The organism is Catelliglobosispora koreensis DSM 44566 (genome assembly GCF_000379685.1).
GTDB lineage: Bacteria > Actinomycetota > Actinomycetes > Mycobacteriales > Micromonosporaceae > Catelliglobosispora > Catelliglobosispora koreensis.
The window spans coordinates 160911-176918 of the sequence record NZ_KB903272.1; the positions used below are offsets into that span (position 1 = coordinate 160911).

A 16008-nucleotide genomic window follows, 5' to 3' on the forward strand; every position below is an offset into this window, starting at 1 on the left:
GTTGTGCCCTACGGCCGCCAGATGAAGGTGGCCGTAGGGACCCGTGAAGAAATCGCGGTCACCGGCCGCGCTAGGCCCGCCCACGCCATCGGCGCCAGCTTCAATAACCACAGTGGGTACTGAGATGAGCGGTCCCCAGCGATGAGGTCCTCAAGCGGCTGATAGCGCGGGTCCCCAGGAGCGAGGCCAAACCGGTGCCGGTGCGAGTGGATGACGACCTCGACGAAGTCGGGGTTGTGCAGACTCGGGGCACTGGCGCGAAAAGCTTCCGCCGCACCGTCCCATCGCGGTGACCACGTGCGCCACAACAGTTCACAGAGCTCTTCGCGGTTGCGTTGCAGCCCAAGGCGTCCGCGCTCGGAGTGGAAGTAGTACTGGTACCAGTACGTGCGCTCCCACTCCGGTTTCGTGGGCTCGCCGGCGTAGGCGAGGTTCTGCACGTTGTATCCGTCGACGGTTACCAGCCCGTGCACGCGTTCGGGCCACAGCGCTGACACGATGCAGGCCGCACGGCCACCCCAGTCGTATCCGGCCACGATCGCCTTTTCGAGGCCAAGGGCATCCATGAAGTCGAGCAAGTCTTGTGCTAGCGCGGCCTGCTGTCCACTTCGGACGGTGCCTTCGGAGCGAAACCGGGTGGCCCCGAAGCCACGCAGATAAGGCACCAGCACACGCGCGTCACTGAGGAGAGCGGCGACTTCGTCGTAGGCACGCACGTCGTAGGGAAAGCCGTGGAGCAGAATCACCGGCAAACCATCGGGATTCCCGGATTCCTCATAGGCGATGTCGAGAACCGCAGTGGCGACCTGAGGCATGAGGCGATCATTTCACAAGCACGTGCGCAGCCGCTTTGACCGCGGTGGTGAGGTCTTGCAGCATCGCTGAGCCAAGTCTCCAGTACTGCCAGTAGAGCGGAACGTCGAGGTGATGCGAGCGTGCGATCCTTTTCCAGCGGCCAGCTTTTACTTCGGCGTTAGCTTCGCCTTCCGGCGCCATCGCCCAGCCCAGGCCGAGGCGGATCGCCGCGGTGAAGGCGGCCACCGACGGGATGTAGTGCACGGGTGGGTCGAGGTGCCGCCGGGTGACCGAGCGCATGAACCGGTGCTGGTGCTGGTCTTTGCGGTTGAAGACAATCACCGGGGTGGTGACGAAGTCGTGGTCGAGCTCAGGGGAGCACACCGCGACGTAACGCATCGCGCCCAGCCGCTCCACCCGGCACCCTTGCACCGCGACGTTTTGCGTCGTCACCGCGGCCATCACCGAACCGTCACGCAGCCAGTCGAGCGTGTGGTCTTCATCGTCCTCGCGGATGTCGAAAAGGTAAGGCAAACCCTGCAGCGCTGGCATGAACCACGTCGCCAGGGAGTCTGAGTTCACCACGATCGTGGCGCGCGCGAGCGGATCCTGCACCGCCTCTTGCTCCAGCAACGCGATCTGGCCCGCGAGCCTGAGCAGCGGCTGGCCCGCTTCCGTTGCCGCGCATGGCTTCGTGCGCTTGACGAGGATCTGCCCGGCTGTCTCCTCAAGTGCCTTGACGCGCTGACTCACCGCGCTCGGGGTCACACGCAGCGCGCGGGCCGCCGCCTCGAAGCTGCCCTCCCGCACCACGGACGCCAGGGTGGCCAGCTGCTGGGAGTCGAATCTCATGTTAAGCAACTCTAATCGTACTCAAGAAAGATTAGCTGGATGAAACACGGTCCGAAACGTAGCGTCGAAGCATGTTCCCCTCGCTGATCGCTGGTTTTACGGCGTCCCTTGGCCTGATCGCCGCCATCGGCGCGCAGAATGCCTTTGTCCTCAAGCAGGGGCTGCGCCGTGAACACGTGCTCGCCATCGTGGTCGTGTGCGCCGCGTCAGACGCGCTGCTGATCGCGGCCGGAATCGCGGGCCTGGGAACGCTTGTCCAGGCGCACCCGCAGGTGGTCACCGGTCTGCGGTGGGCCGGAGCGGCGTTCCTGCTGGGATACGCGTTTCTGGCCGCGCGCCGGGCGTTGAAGCCTTCTGCCCTGACCGCGTCGGACCAGCCGGCGGCGAGATTGTGGCCTACCTTGCTGACCTGTCTCGCGTTCACCTACCTGAATCCGCACGTTTACATCGACACCGTATTGCTGCTCGGTGCGATCGCCAATCAGCAGCAGTCCCAATGGCTTTTCGGCCTTGGCGCCGCGGCCGCTAGCGCGGTCTGGTTCACGGCGCTCGGTTTGGGTGCCCGCAAACTGGCCCCAGCGCTGTCCCGGCCGGTGACATGGCGGTTCATTGATGGCGCGATCGCCGTCATCATGACGGCGATCGCGATGATGCTAGTTGTTGTTCCAGTCGCCGGTGACCGGGCGGTCGCCGCCGTTGCCAAAGACGAACGAGTGGTCGGCTCCAGCGCCAAAGCTGTCGCGCAGCAAATACTGCCCGTTGGCGGAGTTGTAGAAACCAATGGTGGTCTTACCATCGGCGTTCCAGTCGCCGGTGATCGGTGACATGCCCGTCTGCCGCCACGTGAAGTTGTGGTCGGCTGGGCCGGCGTTGAGCGTGTCGCGTAACTGCCAGTTGCCGTTGGCCGGGTTGTAGAAACCGATGGTGGTCTTGCCGTCGTTGTTCCAGTCACCCGTGACCGGGACCATGTTGGCTGGCCCAAACGGGATAACGTGATCGGCTGGACCAGCGGACAGCGAGTTGCGCAGGTAGAACGTGCCGTTGCCCGGGTTGTAGTACCCGACCGTGGTCTTACCGTCGTTGTTCCAGTCACCCGTCACGGGAATCATGTTGGCGGGACCGAACTGGAAACTGAAGTCGTCGGCACCTCCGGACAAACTGTTGCGCAGGTGCCAAGTGCCGTTGGTGGGCTGGTAATAGCCGACGGTGGTTTTGCCGTCGTTGTTCCAGTCCCCCGATACCGGCCGGGCGTTGGCGGCACCGTACACAAACGACACATCCGAAGCCCCGCCAGCGTGCGTGTTCTTCAAGTGCCAGCTTTGCCCTGTCGGCTGGTAGAAACCGACCGTCTGCTTGCCCGTGACCAGATCCTTGGCTTGCGTGATGAGGTTGCGGGCCGTCCCTTCCGCCTGGTCGTAGCGCGACGGGAAGGCAGAGCGCTGCACGGCCTGAGCGATCTGTCCCGCTGACCACGAGGGGTTCGCGTCGGCGACCGGGATCGCCCGGCTGAAAAACGAGTTGGCGGCGTAGGAAACGTTGAGGATCTGCTCCGGCGTGCCCCAGCCCTGCGACGGGCGCTGCTGGAAGACACCAAGCGAATCCCGGTCACCGCAAGGCAGGTTGTTCATGTGTGACTCAACCCAGCCCGCCTCGAAACCGGCGAGCATGACCTTGTCGTTGACGTGCAGCCCGCGCCCGGTGCGGTAGACCGTTTCGAGCACGGCCGGGTCCGCGGTGGACGGGATGGACTGGCACTCGGCGTAGGCGGCCGAAAACACCGGCGCCGTAAGGACATCAGCGATGACACCGCCGGAGGTGACGGTGCCGGCCGCGGCGAGGGCGGCGACGAAACGCTTGCGTGAACGTCGCATCTCAGGCCTTGTTCCAGTCGCCAGCCACCGGGATCATCCCGCCGGGCCCGAAGGTGAAGCTGTGCTCTGGGCTGCCCGCGTCGTTGGTGTTGCGCAGGTGGAAACCGGCCGTGCTCGGGTTGTAGTAGCCAATGGAGGTCTTGCCATTGGCGTTCCAGTCGCCCGTGATCGGCCGCATTCCGGGTGGGCCATAACGGAACGCGTAGTTCGACGAACCCGCGTCGTTGGTGTCCCGCAGGTGGTACGTGCCGTCGCCCGGGTTGTAGTAACCGATGGAGGTCTTGCCGTCGTTGTTCCAGTCGCCGGTGACGGGAACCATGTTGGTCGGCCCGAAGCGGAAGCTGGTGTCGGCCGGCCCGGCGTTGAGGGTGTTGCGCAGGTTGAAGGTTCCGCTGCCGGGGTTGTAGTAACCGACGGTCGTCTTGCCGTCGTTGTTCCAGTCGCCCGCGATCGGGACCATGTTGGGCGGGCCGAACTGGAAGCTCACTTCAGGGGCACCTGCGCTGTTGCTGTTGCGCAGGTGGAACGTCCCGTTCGAGGGCTGGTAATAGCCGACAGTGGTCTTGCCGTCAGCGTTCCAGTCACCCGCGATCGGCTTGGCCCCAGCGGCGCCATAGGCGAACGTGATGTCTGAACTGCCGCCGCTGTGCGTGTTGCGCAGGTGCCACGTGCTGTTGGAGGGCTGGTAGTAGCCGACCGTGGACTTGCCGAACGAGCCGCCAGCCCACCACGTCGTCTGCTTGTTCGCGCCCGGCCAGCCGAAGCTGAAGTGGACGTGATCGGTGTGCGGGTTCTCCCCGGTGTAGGGACGCCAGCCGGCGTCGGGATCGTAGGCACGCCACACCTGGCGGTTCCAGATGATGTACATGATGCCGAAGCGGCGGGCCAGCGCGTGCTTGTTGCCGAACTTGTCCGTGGCCAGCAGCCAGTTCAGCGCGTCGTTGGCGATGTGCCCCTGGCTGGTCGCCGAGACTCGCCAGTCCCAGGCGCGCCCTTCCTTGTGTTCGCTTTGCCCGCCAACGTTGCAGGCGCGGCCGATGCCGGAGTCCCCCGTGCCCGGGTAGGCGGCCAGAAGCATGTCCCGGAACTCAGCCACGCCTGGTTTTGGCGTGGCGTCGCAAGTGGACTGTCCGACGTAGGACTGGTACCCGTCGATGAGTGGGCCGAGGTTCTTGCCCGGAGGAGCCGCTTGCACCGGCTGCGCTCCCGTGACAACCGTTGCCAGCACAGCGCCGGCGAAGACGCCTGAGCGCCCTAGTATTGTTTTGGTAGTCATGCGTTTCACGGTCGCGTGAGCGGGTCACCCAGACCGCACACGCGAGGTCATACGTCCAGTTCACTGAGCTTCGTGGCGAGCTTAACGGCGTCTTCGTGACCGAGCTCCTGCAAGATGTGCAGGCTTTCCTTCCACGCTTGGCGCGCCAATTCTGGTTCCACCGCGGCGAAGTGCGCGTCGCCAAGGTGGGTCAGCGCGATGGCTTCGAAATAGCGATCGCCTGTCTCACCGAGCATGTGAGCGGATTCGCGATAGTAGGCCGCGGCCCTTGGATAATCGCCGAGTTGATAGGTCGCGTAACCGAGACTGTCTAAAGTGTGCGCCGCGCCGTGCCGGTCGCCCAGTTCCCGGTGCAGCTCAAGGGCCTGCTCACAGTGGTCTACCGCTTCCTGGAGCTGGCCGAGCTGGGCGTGGTACCAGCCCATCGTGTTCAGTGCCTGGGCCCGCCCCGCGTCATGGCACGAAAGCCGGTACAGCTCAAGGGCTTTACTCGCGTGATCCAGGGCTTCACGTGGCTTGCCCCAGCCGTCGTACACGGAGGTGAGGCGCAAGTGCGTGTAGGCCTGGCCAAGCCGGTCGCCGAGCTGAGCGAGCAGGTCGAGCGCCGCGTGCAGATGGCGGTGCGCGTTGCTGTAGTCCCGCTGGCGGCTATAGGCCAGGCCCAGTCCGCTGTGGGTCCAGGCTTGCCCGTCGAGGTCGGCGTGAGTCTCGGCTGCCGCTAGCGCGACCCGCTGTGTTTGCGCCCAGTCGTGCCAATGTCCTTGCCTGTCAAGGTATCCAGCGATGGTGAAGGCCAGCTGCCAGGTCTGCATGCTGAAACCGGCCTGAGCGGCGACGTCCACCATGGACACCAGCGTGGGATGCGCCATGGTGAACCAGTGCAGCGCGCTGGCATGGGTGGTCAGCTCTTCCAGAATCACGCCAGAACCCACCGGCACCAGGCTGATCTGGTGCCGGTGCGGATACACGAGCAGGGCCGCCTGATTGGCGGTATGCAGATAGTGTCCCGTGAGCCGCATGATGACAGCGCGCCGTTGTGCCTCGCTATCGTTGGCGTGCACCAGTTCCCGGGCATATTCGCGTAGCAGCGCGTGCAGGCTGAACCAGCCCGGCGAGCGTTCCGTGATGAGGTGGGTGTACGCCAGCTCGGTCAGCAAACGGCGGGCTTCCGCGAGCGGCACTCCGGCGAGGCTCGCAGCGGCGGCGACTGACACCTCCGGCCCGGGGTGCAGGCTGAGCAAGCGGAAAAGGCTTGCGGCGACGGGACTTAGCTGATCGTAGGACCACGAGAAGACACTGTGGACATTCGCGGCTGACCCGTCACCGGCCAAGACCTGTGCGAGTTCGCTCGACAGCGCCGACAACGGAAAGTCGGGGTGTATGGAGGCCCGCGCGGACACCATCGCCAGAGCCAGCGGCAGGCGTGCGCACAGGTTGACTATTTGCGCGACGGCGGCTTCGTCTTGGCGGATCCGCTCTTCGCCGAGCCGGGCTAGCAACAGGTGCCGGGCGTCGGCGTCGGACATCAGCCCGAGCGTGAGTGGGTAAGCGCCTTCGGTACCAACGAGGCCACTGAGCCGGTTGCGGCTCGTGACAAGCACAAGGCACCCGGGCGTACCAGGCAACAGCGGCCGCACCTGCTCCGCGCTGAGGGCATTGTCAAGCAGGATCAGCATTTTGCGGCCCGCGATCAGGCTGCGGTAGAGCGCGGTCTGCGCGGGCAGTCCGTCCGGAATGCGGCTGGGGTCGATCGCGAAGGCGTCGAGGAAGCAGCGGATCGCGTCGGCTGGCGCCATGCTCGACCCCTCGTCTCCGAACCCGCGCAGGTCCACGTAGAGCTGACCGTCGGGGAACTGTGCTTTCACTCGATGTGCCCAATGCAGGGCCAAAGCGGTTTTGCCCACGCCCGCTGTCCCGAGCACGGCGGTGATCCCGACGGTCCGGGCACTGAGTTTGGCTAGCTCGTCGGCGCGGCCCGCGAAACCGTGCGGTTCCATCGGCAGCTGGGCTGGCACGAGGGTGGGCGCGGGACTGTCCAATGAGGAGTCGCCGGAAAGGATGAGCCGCTCCAAGTCCCGCAGCTTCTGGCCTGGTTCCAGACCGTATTCCTCGACGAGCGTCTCGCGTGTGCGGCGGTAGAGACTCAGGGCGTCGGTCGTGCGGCCACTGCGGTAAAGGCACGTCATCAGCTGTGCGACGAGGCGTTCCCGGGCCGGGTGAGCCGTCACCGCGTCGGTCAGTTCGGCGACGATGTCGCTGTGGCGGCCGCATTCCAGCTCGGCTTCGAACAGCGCCTCCAGCGCGGTGAGGCGCTGTTCTCCTAGGTGAGCACGGGCCGCGTCGGCGAAGTTGGCGCGCACCCCGGCCAGGGCGTGATCACCATGCCAGAGCGCGAGCGCTTGCCGGAGCAGCGCGGCGGATTCCGCGGGGTCGTCGGTGCCGCGCGCTTGCGCGGTCAGCTTGGTAAACGTGGTGAGATCCAACGCGCCTTCGGCGACGGTCAGGCGGTATCCGGCACGGTCGCGATCTAGCGAAGCTGTGTCCGGCAGTGCGTTGCGCAGGGCCGACACCATGTTCTTGATTTGCGACGCGGCTGTTCGCGGTGTCGCGCCGCCCCACATCAAGTCGATGATCCGGTCGACGGTAAGGACTTGGCCAGCGTGCACGAGCAGCAACGCGAGCAAGTCAGACTGCTGCCGGCGCGCCAGAATAACTGCCGTGGCCTGCACCGGCCCTAGCACACGAAACGCATGTCCATCACTATTCACGGTCATCGCTTCGAAGCGTAGGTCGGCCGGGCAGGCCACGAAAGGCGACTGAATGAAGACTTTACGTAGAGCTGTCCAAACCGACGTGCCGTGGATAGATCGCGCACAGGTACCGGTCCCAGTAACGCCCGGCGTAAAACTCGTGATCGCGCATGACTCCCTCGGTCTCGAAGTGCCGGTCTTCGCCGCTGGAGATCTGTTCCCAGTTGAACCCGGGCACCTCGACATAAAGCTTGCGCATCGGGAACGTGTGGAACAGGTAGCGCACGAACATCGTGAACGCCTGAGCGCCGAGGCCGGAGCCGGTGAAGTCCGACCGGAACACCGCACCCGCGTAGGCGTAACGCTGTCCCATGTCCGCCCCGTAGGCCACGACATGCCCAATGGGCTCACCGTCGGGCAACCGCACCACGAACTGCACGAGCACCTGGTGCCACAGATCGGCGGCGAAGCGGTCGGCCGGTGGTGGCGCGCCACGATAACGCCACCTGAACGCGGTCTCCGGATGGATCGACATCGAGTAGAGGAACCGCAGATCCTCCGGCTCGACCGGTGTCAGCCGAAGCTCGCGATTGGACAGCGTCGGCGCCAGCGGATGCTGCTCCGGTGGGGGAGCCAAGTGTGCGGGGCCGATCACGTCGCCGTTGATGCGTACTGTCACGGTGGGCTTGCGGGGTTCGGCGACCAAGGCGAGCACGTCGCCCACGGTGGCTGGAGGTTCGCGGAACAATGCCGCGGAGACTCCCTTGCCCTGCAGCCATGCTGTCAGCCCCATCATGCCCAGGCTGTCGAGGCACAACTGGTCGCTGAACCGCGCGCTGTCCACCAATTCCTCGATGTCACGATCGATCACTGCCGCTAGTTCGTTCCGAAAGTCCGTCATCGCGTTTGCCTCCCAGCGAATTCGCCTGCTAGATATTTGCGCCGGGTTTCGGCCCGGCGGAGCTTGCCTGAGGTTGTTTTGGGCAACTGTCCATAGGAGACGACCACGACGTCCTTGGGCGTCAGTCCCACTTCGGCCCGGATGCGTTCGGAGACTTGACGTTTGACCTCTGCCGGGTCGCTGTTGCGCGACTCGACGGCCACGACCAACCGGTCGCCGCTGTCGTCGGTGAGCCCGAACGCGGCCGCGCCACCTGGCCGCACACCAGGAGCTTCCTGGGCGGCCGCTTCCACATCCTGCGGAAAAATGTTGCGGCCAGCCGCGAACACCACGTCCTTATGCCTGCCGCACACGATCAGCTCGCCCTCGGCGGTGAGGTAGCCCAGATCGCCCGTGCGCATCCAGGTCCCTTGCGGCAGTTCAGGTTCGCCCCAATAGCGCCCGATGACGGAAGAGCCGCGCAACTCGATGTGGCCCACACGCCTTGGTCCTGTCTCCAGCCCGGTCGCGCGGTCGGTGATGCGGATGTCCACACCCGGCACCGCGAAACCGGCACTCACCAGCTTGCGGCCGGTCCCCGGCTGGGCGATGCCCGCTGACTCCAGCAACACCGGGTCCACGAGATCGGTGCGCAATCCGGCGTCGGCCGGGGTCATGCTGGCCGCTAGCGTGGCCTCAGCCAGCCCGTAGGCGGGCAGCAGGGCACGCTCGTCCAAGCCGAGAGACGTTGCGGCGCAGGCGAATTTGGCCATCATCTCGGCGTCGATCGGCTCGCCGCCACTGACGAGGAACCGCATGCCGCTCAGGTCGATCCCTTCGGAGAACCGGCCGGTGGCGAGCAGCCGTGACAGCAGCCCGTAGGCGAAGTTTGGGGCGCCCGAGATGATGGCCCGGTACTTGGACATGCCCGTGAGCCAGCCAATCGGGTTACGCACGAACGCTTCCGGTGGCGAGATCGCCAGCGGGCAGCCACAGCTCATCGGCAGGATGAAGAAGGCGATCAGCCCGAGGTCGTGATACAGCGGCAACCAGCTCAGCCATTGGCCGGGGTGCCATTCGTCGTGCTTCAACGATGCCCTGATTCCCTCCACATTGGATATCAGATGCCCGTGTGTTACCGGAACCCCTTGCGGCGTACGGGTGGAGCCACTGGTGTATTGCAGGACCGCGAGGTCACTGCTCGCCGGGCGATACACCGGTGCCGCCGGCGACGCTTTCGCTTCAGCCAGAAGCTTTTCCAGCCGCAGCACCCGCGTTCCCGGCATCGCGCTTTCGAGGTCATCGGCGCCGTCGGTGGTAAGGACCGCGGTCAGCCCGGCGTCCGCCGCGATCCTTCTCGCATTCTCTTTGCGGGTACGCGATGAGCCGTCCTCGGCCGGCGGCAGCACCGTGAGACACCCGCCAGACAGCCAGATCGACTGCAACGCGAGAGCGATCGTGGTGCTGGTCCGCCCCGCCAGGCCGACGTGGGAGCCTGGTCCCACGTCATAGCGGCCGAGCACGCCTGACATGCGGCGCGCCAGATCATGCACTTCATGCCAAGCGAGCGCCTCGGTGGCGTTCGCCTTCTCGTCCAGGAGCGTGAGGGTGCCGGGCCCGCCGCCACCGCCCGTTATCGCATCGACAACTGTCTGCATGCCGCCGAGCGTCGCAACGGGCCGTCATCACAACGGCATCCGTCCGGTCATACGGACGCTCTTAGTGAGCTATCCCGAGCACCTCAGCGGCCGCGCGGCCGTTAGCGTGCGACGCGCCAAACGTGGTCAGGAACGCCTTGACGCCAGCGGGACGCCACGACGACGGCCAGCCCATTTCGACGATGGCGACCGGGTGTGCCGCGGCCAGTTTCTCCGCTAGCTCACGGGCGGCCGCGTTGCGGTGCGTGTGCCTTCCCACGAGGACGATCGGCCTGCCCTGAGCGGCCTCAACAAGCGTGGCGACCGAGCTTTCGGCGGCCACGACGGACAGCTGCGGGGTGCCATTCATGTGCGGCGTGAGTCCCCACGGCACGGCCCCTTCCGCGATCGTGTAGCCAGCGCGCAGGTGCACCACGAACGGGTGCTCGAACCCGGCGAGGCTGCCTTCGACCTTCACGGCACGGCGTGCGGCGTCGTAGCCAATCCGGGGAGCCGGGTCGGCGAGGCTGCCCTGCGGGATGACCGCGAGCGCGTCACAGCGGTCCGCCGCCTCTTCCACCCTGGCGCGATCCAGCGAACCGTCCTGAATGGCGTCCACAATGGACTGTGCGACCTGTTCGGTTAGCTCAAGGTCGACGTCGGCTCCGATGCAAAGCAGATCGGCGCCCGCCCTCAGCGCCAGCACGGCTGCCGGGCCAACGCCTCCGGCGATGATGCTGGAGCCCTTCATTTCCAAGGCATCCGTGACCACGGCACCGGTGAAGCCGAGCTCCTCGCGCAGCAGACCGGTCAGCACGTCCCGGCTAAACGTCGAGGGCAAATCGCCGGTGATCGCGGGGACCCGGATGTGAGCGGTCATGATGGCACGGGTGCCCGCCTCGATCACGGCCCGGAACGGGGGAAGCTCATGCTCACGCAGCTGGGCCGCGGACATCTCCACGACCGGCAGCTCCAGGTGGGAATCCGTGACCGTGGCCCCGTGGCCGGGGAAGTGCTTGGCGCACGCGGCGACACCGGCGAGCTGAAGGCCGGAGACCGCGGCGGCGGCATGCTGGGCGACTTTGTGGGGATCGGCGCCGAATGACCGCGTACCAATGATGGGGTTGTCGGTTGCGGTATTGATGTCGACCGTCGGCGCCAGGTTGAGGTTGAACCCGGCGAGGCTGAGGTCGGTGCCGATGGAGTGGTACACCTTGCGCGTGAGGTCCAGATCGTCGATCGCGCCGAGTGCGGCGTTGCCGGGATAGGGGCTACCCGTGCGGTGCGCGAGCCGGGTGACATCCCCACCTTCCTCGTCGATCGCCAGCAACACGCCCGGGCGAGCGGCGCGCAATTCCCCCGTTAGGGCGGTGATCTGCGTGGTGTCCGAGATGTTGTACCCGAATATGGTGTACCCGGCGAGACCTTGGGTAACTAAATCTATGGCCCATTCGGGTGCGGTATGCCCCGGAAAAGCTGCCAGGAGCGTTCGCATGGCCAATCGGCGCAGACCCGGATCGATGGTCACGTCGACTCCTTAAGACCTGTAGGCTACGGCGGTATCGGTAAGGGTACCCAATTTAATAAGAAACTTTACTAAAAGCTAGAGCCAAGGATGAGCAATGGCTGTATCCCAACCTGGCACCCCGAGACTACTGCGTGCGCTCAACGACCGCGCAGCCCTGGAGCTGCTGCTGACCCGGGGGCCGCTCACACGCTCTCAGCTCGGCGAGATGACAGGTCTATCCAAGGTCACCGCCTCCCAGCTAGTGGAACGGCTGGAAGAACGGGGCCTGGTTCAGCGTGTCGGGGAGCAGGCCGGTGGCCGGGGCCCCAACGCCCAGCTGTACTCGGTGCGCCCCGCTAGTGCCTACGTCGTCGGTGTGGACGTAGGTCCCGACCATGTCGTCGCCGCGTGCGCCGACATCACAGGCACCATCATCGGCCGGGTGGAGCACTCCACCCACGACACTGATGATCCGGTAGGTGTCGTCCACAATGCCGTGCTCGACGCGGTGAAGCAGGCCGAAGCCCCGATGGGCGACGTCCGCCGGATCGTTCTCGGCACACCGGGTCTGGTTGACCCGGGGACCGGAGACATCGTCTTCGCGTGGAACCTTCCTCGCTGGCATCGCGGCCTGGCGGCCGCTCTTCGCGATGACTTGCACACGAAGATCATCTTTGAGAACGACGTGAACCTGGCAGCGGTGGCCGAGGCACACACCGGCGCGGCCAAGGGAATCGACGACTTCCTGCTCATCTGGGTCGGTGGCGGTCTTGGTCTCGCGGTCGTCCTCAATGGACGGTTGCACCGTGGCTTCTCCGGAGCCGCGGGTGAGATCGGTTATCTGCCCGTGCCGGGCGCGGAAATCACCCGCGAGGTGAGCCGCCGCGGTAAGGGCGCGTTCCAGCAGATCGCCGCGGCCGACGCGGCCAGGGCCGTGGCGCGGGAGCACGGCTTCAGGGCGGGCACCGCGGCTGAAGCGGTTCGCAACGCGATCGCGGCGGGCACCAAGGGCGGTCCGGTTCTCGACGAACTCGCACGGCGGTTGGCGCTCGGTGTCGCCTCGTGCTGCCTCGTCCTTGATCCACCTCTGGTGGTGCTCTCGGGCGAGATCGGCGCGGCAGGCGGCACGCCACTGGCCGAGCGTGTGCAGCACGAAGTCGCCGCTATCACCCCGGTGAGCCCGAAGGTCGTGGTCACCGGAGTGGAAGAAGAACCCGTCTTGCGTGGTGCCTTGCTGACCGCGCTCGACACCGTTCGCGATGAGGTGTTCGGCTCGACAACCGACTGAACCAGCAAGAGCGTCCTCACCCTTGTGACAGGTTGGACAGTGCTTTGGCGCGGCGTGCGCTACCGCGCGGGACGCTCGCTGGTCGTATTGCTGCTGGCGGCGGTGGCCACCACCGCCGCGGCGGTGACTCCCGCTTATGTGCTGGCCGCACAGGAGTCAGTACAGCGAGATCTGCTCGTGCTGAACCCGGGCCAGGAAACCACGATCAGCGTGCAGAACGTGCTGTCCCCGCAGATTCCGCAGTCGAGCCGCCTGACGCATGAGCAGGCTGTGGCGCGGGCCAAGGAGGAATTCGCGGCCTTGCCTGAGCTGCAGCGGCTGGTGACCGAGAGCACCGCGCACGTGGAGACCAACCTCAAGCTCGCGCTGCAGCGGCCGGGCACCATCGTCACCGGGCACCTGGCCTACCGCACCGGCGTCTGCGATCACGTTGTCGTCACCGGCGCTTGCCCCGCGAGGCCCGGCGAAGTCATGGTGAGCGCACGCTCGGCCGAGCTGCACAAGATTAAGCTCGGCGAGCCACTGCCGATTTCGGTTGGGCCAGAAGCAGATGAGGGCCGCACAGCCGAGATGGGCGGATCGCCACAAGCACCGTCGCCCCAGGCCGCGGCACCCATCGTCACGGGGCTTTACACACCAAAGGATCCGGGCGCGCGCTACTGGAATCACGGCAGCCTGCTTGGTTTCTCAAATGTCGCCGACATCCATTTGCGGGGCACATTCTGGTCGCTGGACGCGGTCTTCGCCGGTGTGCCGCAAGACGTTGAAGCCGTGCCACGGGGGATCAGCCGCAGTTACCTGAAGTACTGGCTGGATCTCGACTCGGTCCGCATCGCCGGTGCCGCACAACTCGAAGCCGACATTCTCGATTACGTCAAGTCGCTTGAGGGCCGGATGAACGTCAGTTCACCGCTGCCGTCACTGCTGGCCGAAATCATCAAGGACCAGAAGGAAATCGCCTCGACTGTCCCCATTGGAGCGGTGCCGCTGCTCGTGCTGGCGCTGGCCGTGCTCATGGTGCTCGTCGCCGCGCTGACCGAAGAACGCGGCCCGGAAATCGCGCTGGCGAAACTGCATGGCTACCACACGCTGCGCGTGGGTGGCTTTGGCTTGGGCGAGGTGCTGTTCCTCGTCACGCTCGCGGCACCGGCCGGGATCGTGCTCGGCTGGCTCGCCCTGTTCACGATGGCCAGACTCTGGCTGTCCCAAGGCATTCCGGTGACGTTGCCGTGGCAATCTTTCGCCGCCGTCGGCATCTGTCTCCTCGTGACCTATGTCGCCGCGGTGGTCGCGTCTCGTCGCGTCATCGGCACCCGCATCATCAACCTGCTGCGGCGTGTGCCCCAGCGGGCGACCTGGAAGGCGAGCGCTCTCGAGGGCGCCGCGGCGGCTCTTGCCATCGCCGCCCTGGTGACCGCGGTGCAGGATCGCGGGTCAGGGCTCGCCCTGCTCGCCCCGCCCTTGCTCGCCATCGTCGTCGGCATCGTCGGTGGGCGTCTGCTCAGCTTGCGTTCGGCCGGTTCCCTGCGCAGAGCCAAACGCAAAGGTGACGTCGCGGGAATGATTACAGGATCGGCACTTTCGCGCCGGCCGGGCCGCGTGCGCATCATCGTGGTGGTGGCTGTGGCCACGGCACTGATGGGATTCTCGGCGGCGGTGTGGGACGCCTCCAGCCAAGCACGGGCGGAAAACGCTGGCTCGATGGTCGGTGCGCACACGGTGTATTCGGTGACCGCGACCGGAGCCGACCGTCTCGTGGCCGCGGTCAACGACGTGACACCCGACGGGTCAGCGATGGCTGTGGTGCGGCGCCAGGAGTTCTACGGCGGCGACACGATTCAGGTTGTCGGCGTGCAAAGTGGACGGCTCGCGACAGCCGCGTCCTGGTACGGGCACACGGCGCAGGATCTGTCCAATGTGGCCACCAAGCTTCAGCCAGCGGTGCCCCCACCGGCCGCGGTCGGCGGGAAATTCACCCTCAACGCCGAAGCCAACGGATTTGGCACCTTCCCGCTGGACCTGATCGCGGAAGTTCGCGTCGGCGGTGACATCGCGCGCGTCAAGCTGGGCCGGATCAAACAAGGATCAGCCGACTACACGGCGACGGTCCCGGACGGACTGCTGACCGCCCTCGTGCTGGAACGTCCACCGGCCGATCCCGTGCTCATCAAGGGATCGTTCGTGGTGCAGAGCATCACCTCGGACAAGGGATCGCTGGACATCGGTGACGCTTCCTTCTGGCAGCCCATCGTCGTGGGTGGCAGCAAGGCTGGCGTCATCGGCAACGGCACGCTGCGCCTCGACCTGGAAGCCTCCGGCAACGGCGACATTCGCCTCGTCCGGTTGCGTTCGCCCAAGGCGCTGCCGGTCGTGCTGACGGGTTCGGCTCCCACGCAAAACGGCGATCCGCTGGCGCCCTGGAACTTCATGGCCTTCGCTAACCAGCCGCAGCCGTTCGAGGTCGTGCAGCGGGAGAAGAACATTCCCGGCGGCTACGGGCACGGATACCTGACCGATCTCGAGACCGGTATCAATCACGCGATGGACACCTCCAGGGCCGACCCGCGGTTCGTTTACTACGAGGTCTGGGCGAACGCCAACGCGCCCAAGGACTTGGCGGAACGCCTTTCCGGTCAAGGAATTCAGGTCTACCGCACGCAAACCCTCGATGCCTTCTCGGCACAGCTGTCGCGCCGGGCACCCGCGCTGGCGCTGAGCTTCTATGGCCTCGCCGGGCTGGTGGCGGTGCTCTTGGCACTTGGCATCGTCGTGCTGGCCGCTCGCATCGGTGCCGATCAGCGCCGGTACGAACTCGCCTCGCTGCGGGTGACAGGTGTGCCCGAGCGCGTGCTGCGGCGCGGCATCCGCCGCGAATACCTGACCCTGCTGGGCTGGCCGTCGATCACCGGTCTGCTGGCTGGCGTGGCGAGTGCCCTGTTCATGCTGCCCGCCATCCCGCTAGTGCGCAGTGGGGTGACGTCCGAAGTGGACTGGCGGCCTACGCCGCTAGCCATCGGTGTCGTCCTGGCGGCCGGGCTGGCATGTCTGGCCGTCGCGCTGCCGATCGCGGTGCGGCTGGTTCGGCAGGCCTCGCCTGATCTGCTGCGCGACACGTACTGATTGACACCGCGCCCTTCGGGGAAATACTGGCG

The 16008-nt window shown here is 65.9% G+C and carries 10 protein-coding genes and 1 pseudogene; 3 read left to right on the plus strand and 8 right to left on the minus strand.

Annotation, left to right across the window (positions count from 1 at the left end):
- Positions 1-8: 8 nt before the first annotated feature.
- On the minus strand, positions 9-815 hold the full coding sequence (locus A3E1_RS41700) for an alpha/beta fold hydrolase (RefSeq protein WP_245571335.1): 807 nt from the start codon (positions 813-815) through the stop codon (positions 9-11).
- A 7-nt stretch (positions 816-822) separates the two neighbouring features.
- On the minus strand, positions 823-1647 hold the full coding sequence (locus tag A3E1_RS0123430) for a LysR family transcriptional regulator ArgP (protein WP_020523221.1): 825 nt from the start codon (positions 1645-1647) through the stop codon (positions 823-825).
- A gap of 71 nt (positions 1648-1718) precedes the next feature.
- On the opposite strand from A3E1_RS0123430, the pseudogene A3E1_RS46295 reads away from it, so the two are divergent.
- Positions 1719-2312: pseudogene (locus A3E1_RS46295) on the plus strand (LysE/ArgO family amino acid transporter); the annotation flags it as partial.
- Here A3E1_RS46295 and A3E1_RS49200 read toward each other — a convergent pair.
- The 6 genes from A3E1_RS49200 to A3E1_RS0123465 form a co-directional block, all read right to left on the minus strand.
- Complete coding sequence (locus A3E1_RS49200) at positions 2301-3518, minus strand: hypothetical protein (protein WP_020523223.1); 1218 nt, start codon at positions 3516-3518, stop codon at positions 2301-2303. The pseudogene A3E1_RS46295 and the gene A3E1_RS49200 sit on opposite strands and share 12 nt — an antisense overlap.
- A gap of 1 nt (position 3519) precedes the next feature.
- Positions 3520-4794 carry a hypothetical protein gene (locus A3E1_RS0123445; RefSeq protein ID WP_157631704.1) on the minus strand — a complete coding sequence of 425 codons (1275 nt, stop codon included), beginning with the start codon at positions 4792-4794 and terminating at the stop codon, positions 3520-3522.
- Positions 4795-4841: 47 nt separating this feature from the next.
- Positions 4842-7568, minus strand: a complete 2727-nt coding sequence (locus tag A3E1_RS0123450) for an AfsR/SARP family transcriptional regulator (protein WP_051105147.1) — start codon at positions 7566-7568, stop codon at positions 4842-4844.
- A gap of 55 nt (positions 7569-7623) precedes the next feature.
- Positions 7624-8445, minus strand: a complete 822-nt coding sequence (locus A3E1_RS0123455; protein ID WP_020523226.1) for a GNAT family N-acetyltransferase — start codon at positions 8443-8445, stop codon at positions 7624-7626.
- Complete coding sequence (locus A3E1_RS41710) at positions 8442-10082, minus strand: AMP-binding protein (protein WP_020523227.1); 1641 nt, start codon at positions 10080-10082, stop codon at positions 8442-8444. Before A3E1_RS41710 ends, A3E1_RS0123455 begins: the two co-directional genes overlap by 4 nt.
- Positions 10083-10143: 61 nt before the next feature.
- Complete coding sequence (locus A3E1_RS0123465; protein ID WP_020523228.1) at positions 10144-11589, minus strand: glycoside hydrolase family 3 protein; 1446 nt, start codon at positions 11587-11589, stop codon at positions 10144-10146.
- A 94-nt stretch (positions 11590-11683) separates the two neighbouring features.
- Between A3E1_RS0123465 and A3E1_RS0123470 the strand changes: the two genes are divergently transcribed.
- A complete protein-coding gene (locus tag A3E1_RS0123470; protein ID WP_020523229.1) occupies positions 11684-12856 on the plus strand; it encodes an ROK family transcriptional regulator in 1173 nt (390 codons plus the stop codon).
- A gap of 24 nt (positions 12857-12880) precedes the next feature.
- Entirely contained in the window at positions 12881-15976 is a 3096-nt protein-coding gene (locus A3E1_RS0123475) for an FtsX-like permease family protein (protein ID WP_157631705.1), read from the plus strand.
- Positions 15977-16008 lie beyond the last annotated feature (32 nt).

What these genes read in the sequence shown, in the direction of transcription:
- A3E1_RS41700 (WP_245571335.1), bottom strand. Translation starts at nt 815, where the DNA reads ATGCCTCAGGTCGCCACTGCGGTTCTCGACATCGCCTATGAGGAATCC.
- A3E1_RS0123430 (WP_020523221.1), bottom strand. Translation starts at nt 1,647, where the DNA reads ATGAGATTCGACTCCCAGCAGCTGGCCACCCTGGCGTCCGTGGTGCGG.
- A3E1_RS49200 (WP_020523223.1), bottom strand. Translation starts at nt 3,518, where the DNA reads ATGCGACGTTCACGCAAGCGTTTCGTCGCCGCCCTCGCCGCGGCCGGC.
- A3E1_RS0123445 (WP_157631704.1), bottom strand. Translation starts at nt 4,794, where the DNA reads ATGACTACCAAAACAATACTAGGGCGCTCAGGCGTCTTCGCCGGCGCT.
- A3E1_RS0123450 (WP_051105147.1), bottom strand. Translation starts at nt 7,568, where the DNA reads ATGACCGTGAATAGTGATGGACATGCGTTTCGTGTGCTAGGGCCGGTG.
- A3E1_RS0123455 (WP_020523226.1), bottom strand. Translation starts at nt 8,445, where the DNA reads ATGACGGACTTTCGGAACGAACTAGCGGCAGTGATCGATCGTGACATC.
- A3E1_RS41710 (WP_020523227.1), bottom strand. Translation starts at nt 10,082, where the DNA reads ATGCAGACAGTTGTCGATGCGATAACGGGCGGTGGCGGCGGGCCCGGC.
- A3E1_RS0123470 (WP_020523229.1), top strand. Translation starts at nt 11,684, where the DNA reads ATGGCTGTATCCCAACCTGGCACCCCGAGACTACTGCGTGCGCTCAAC.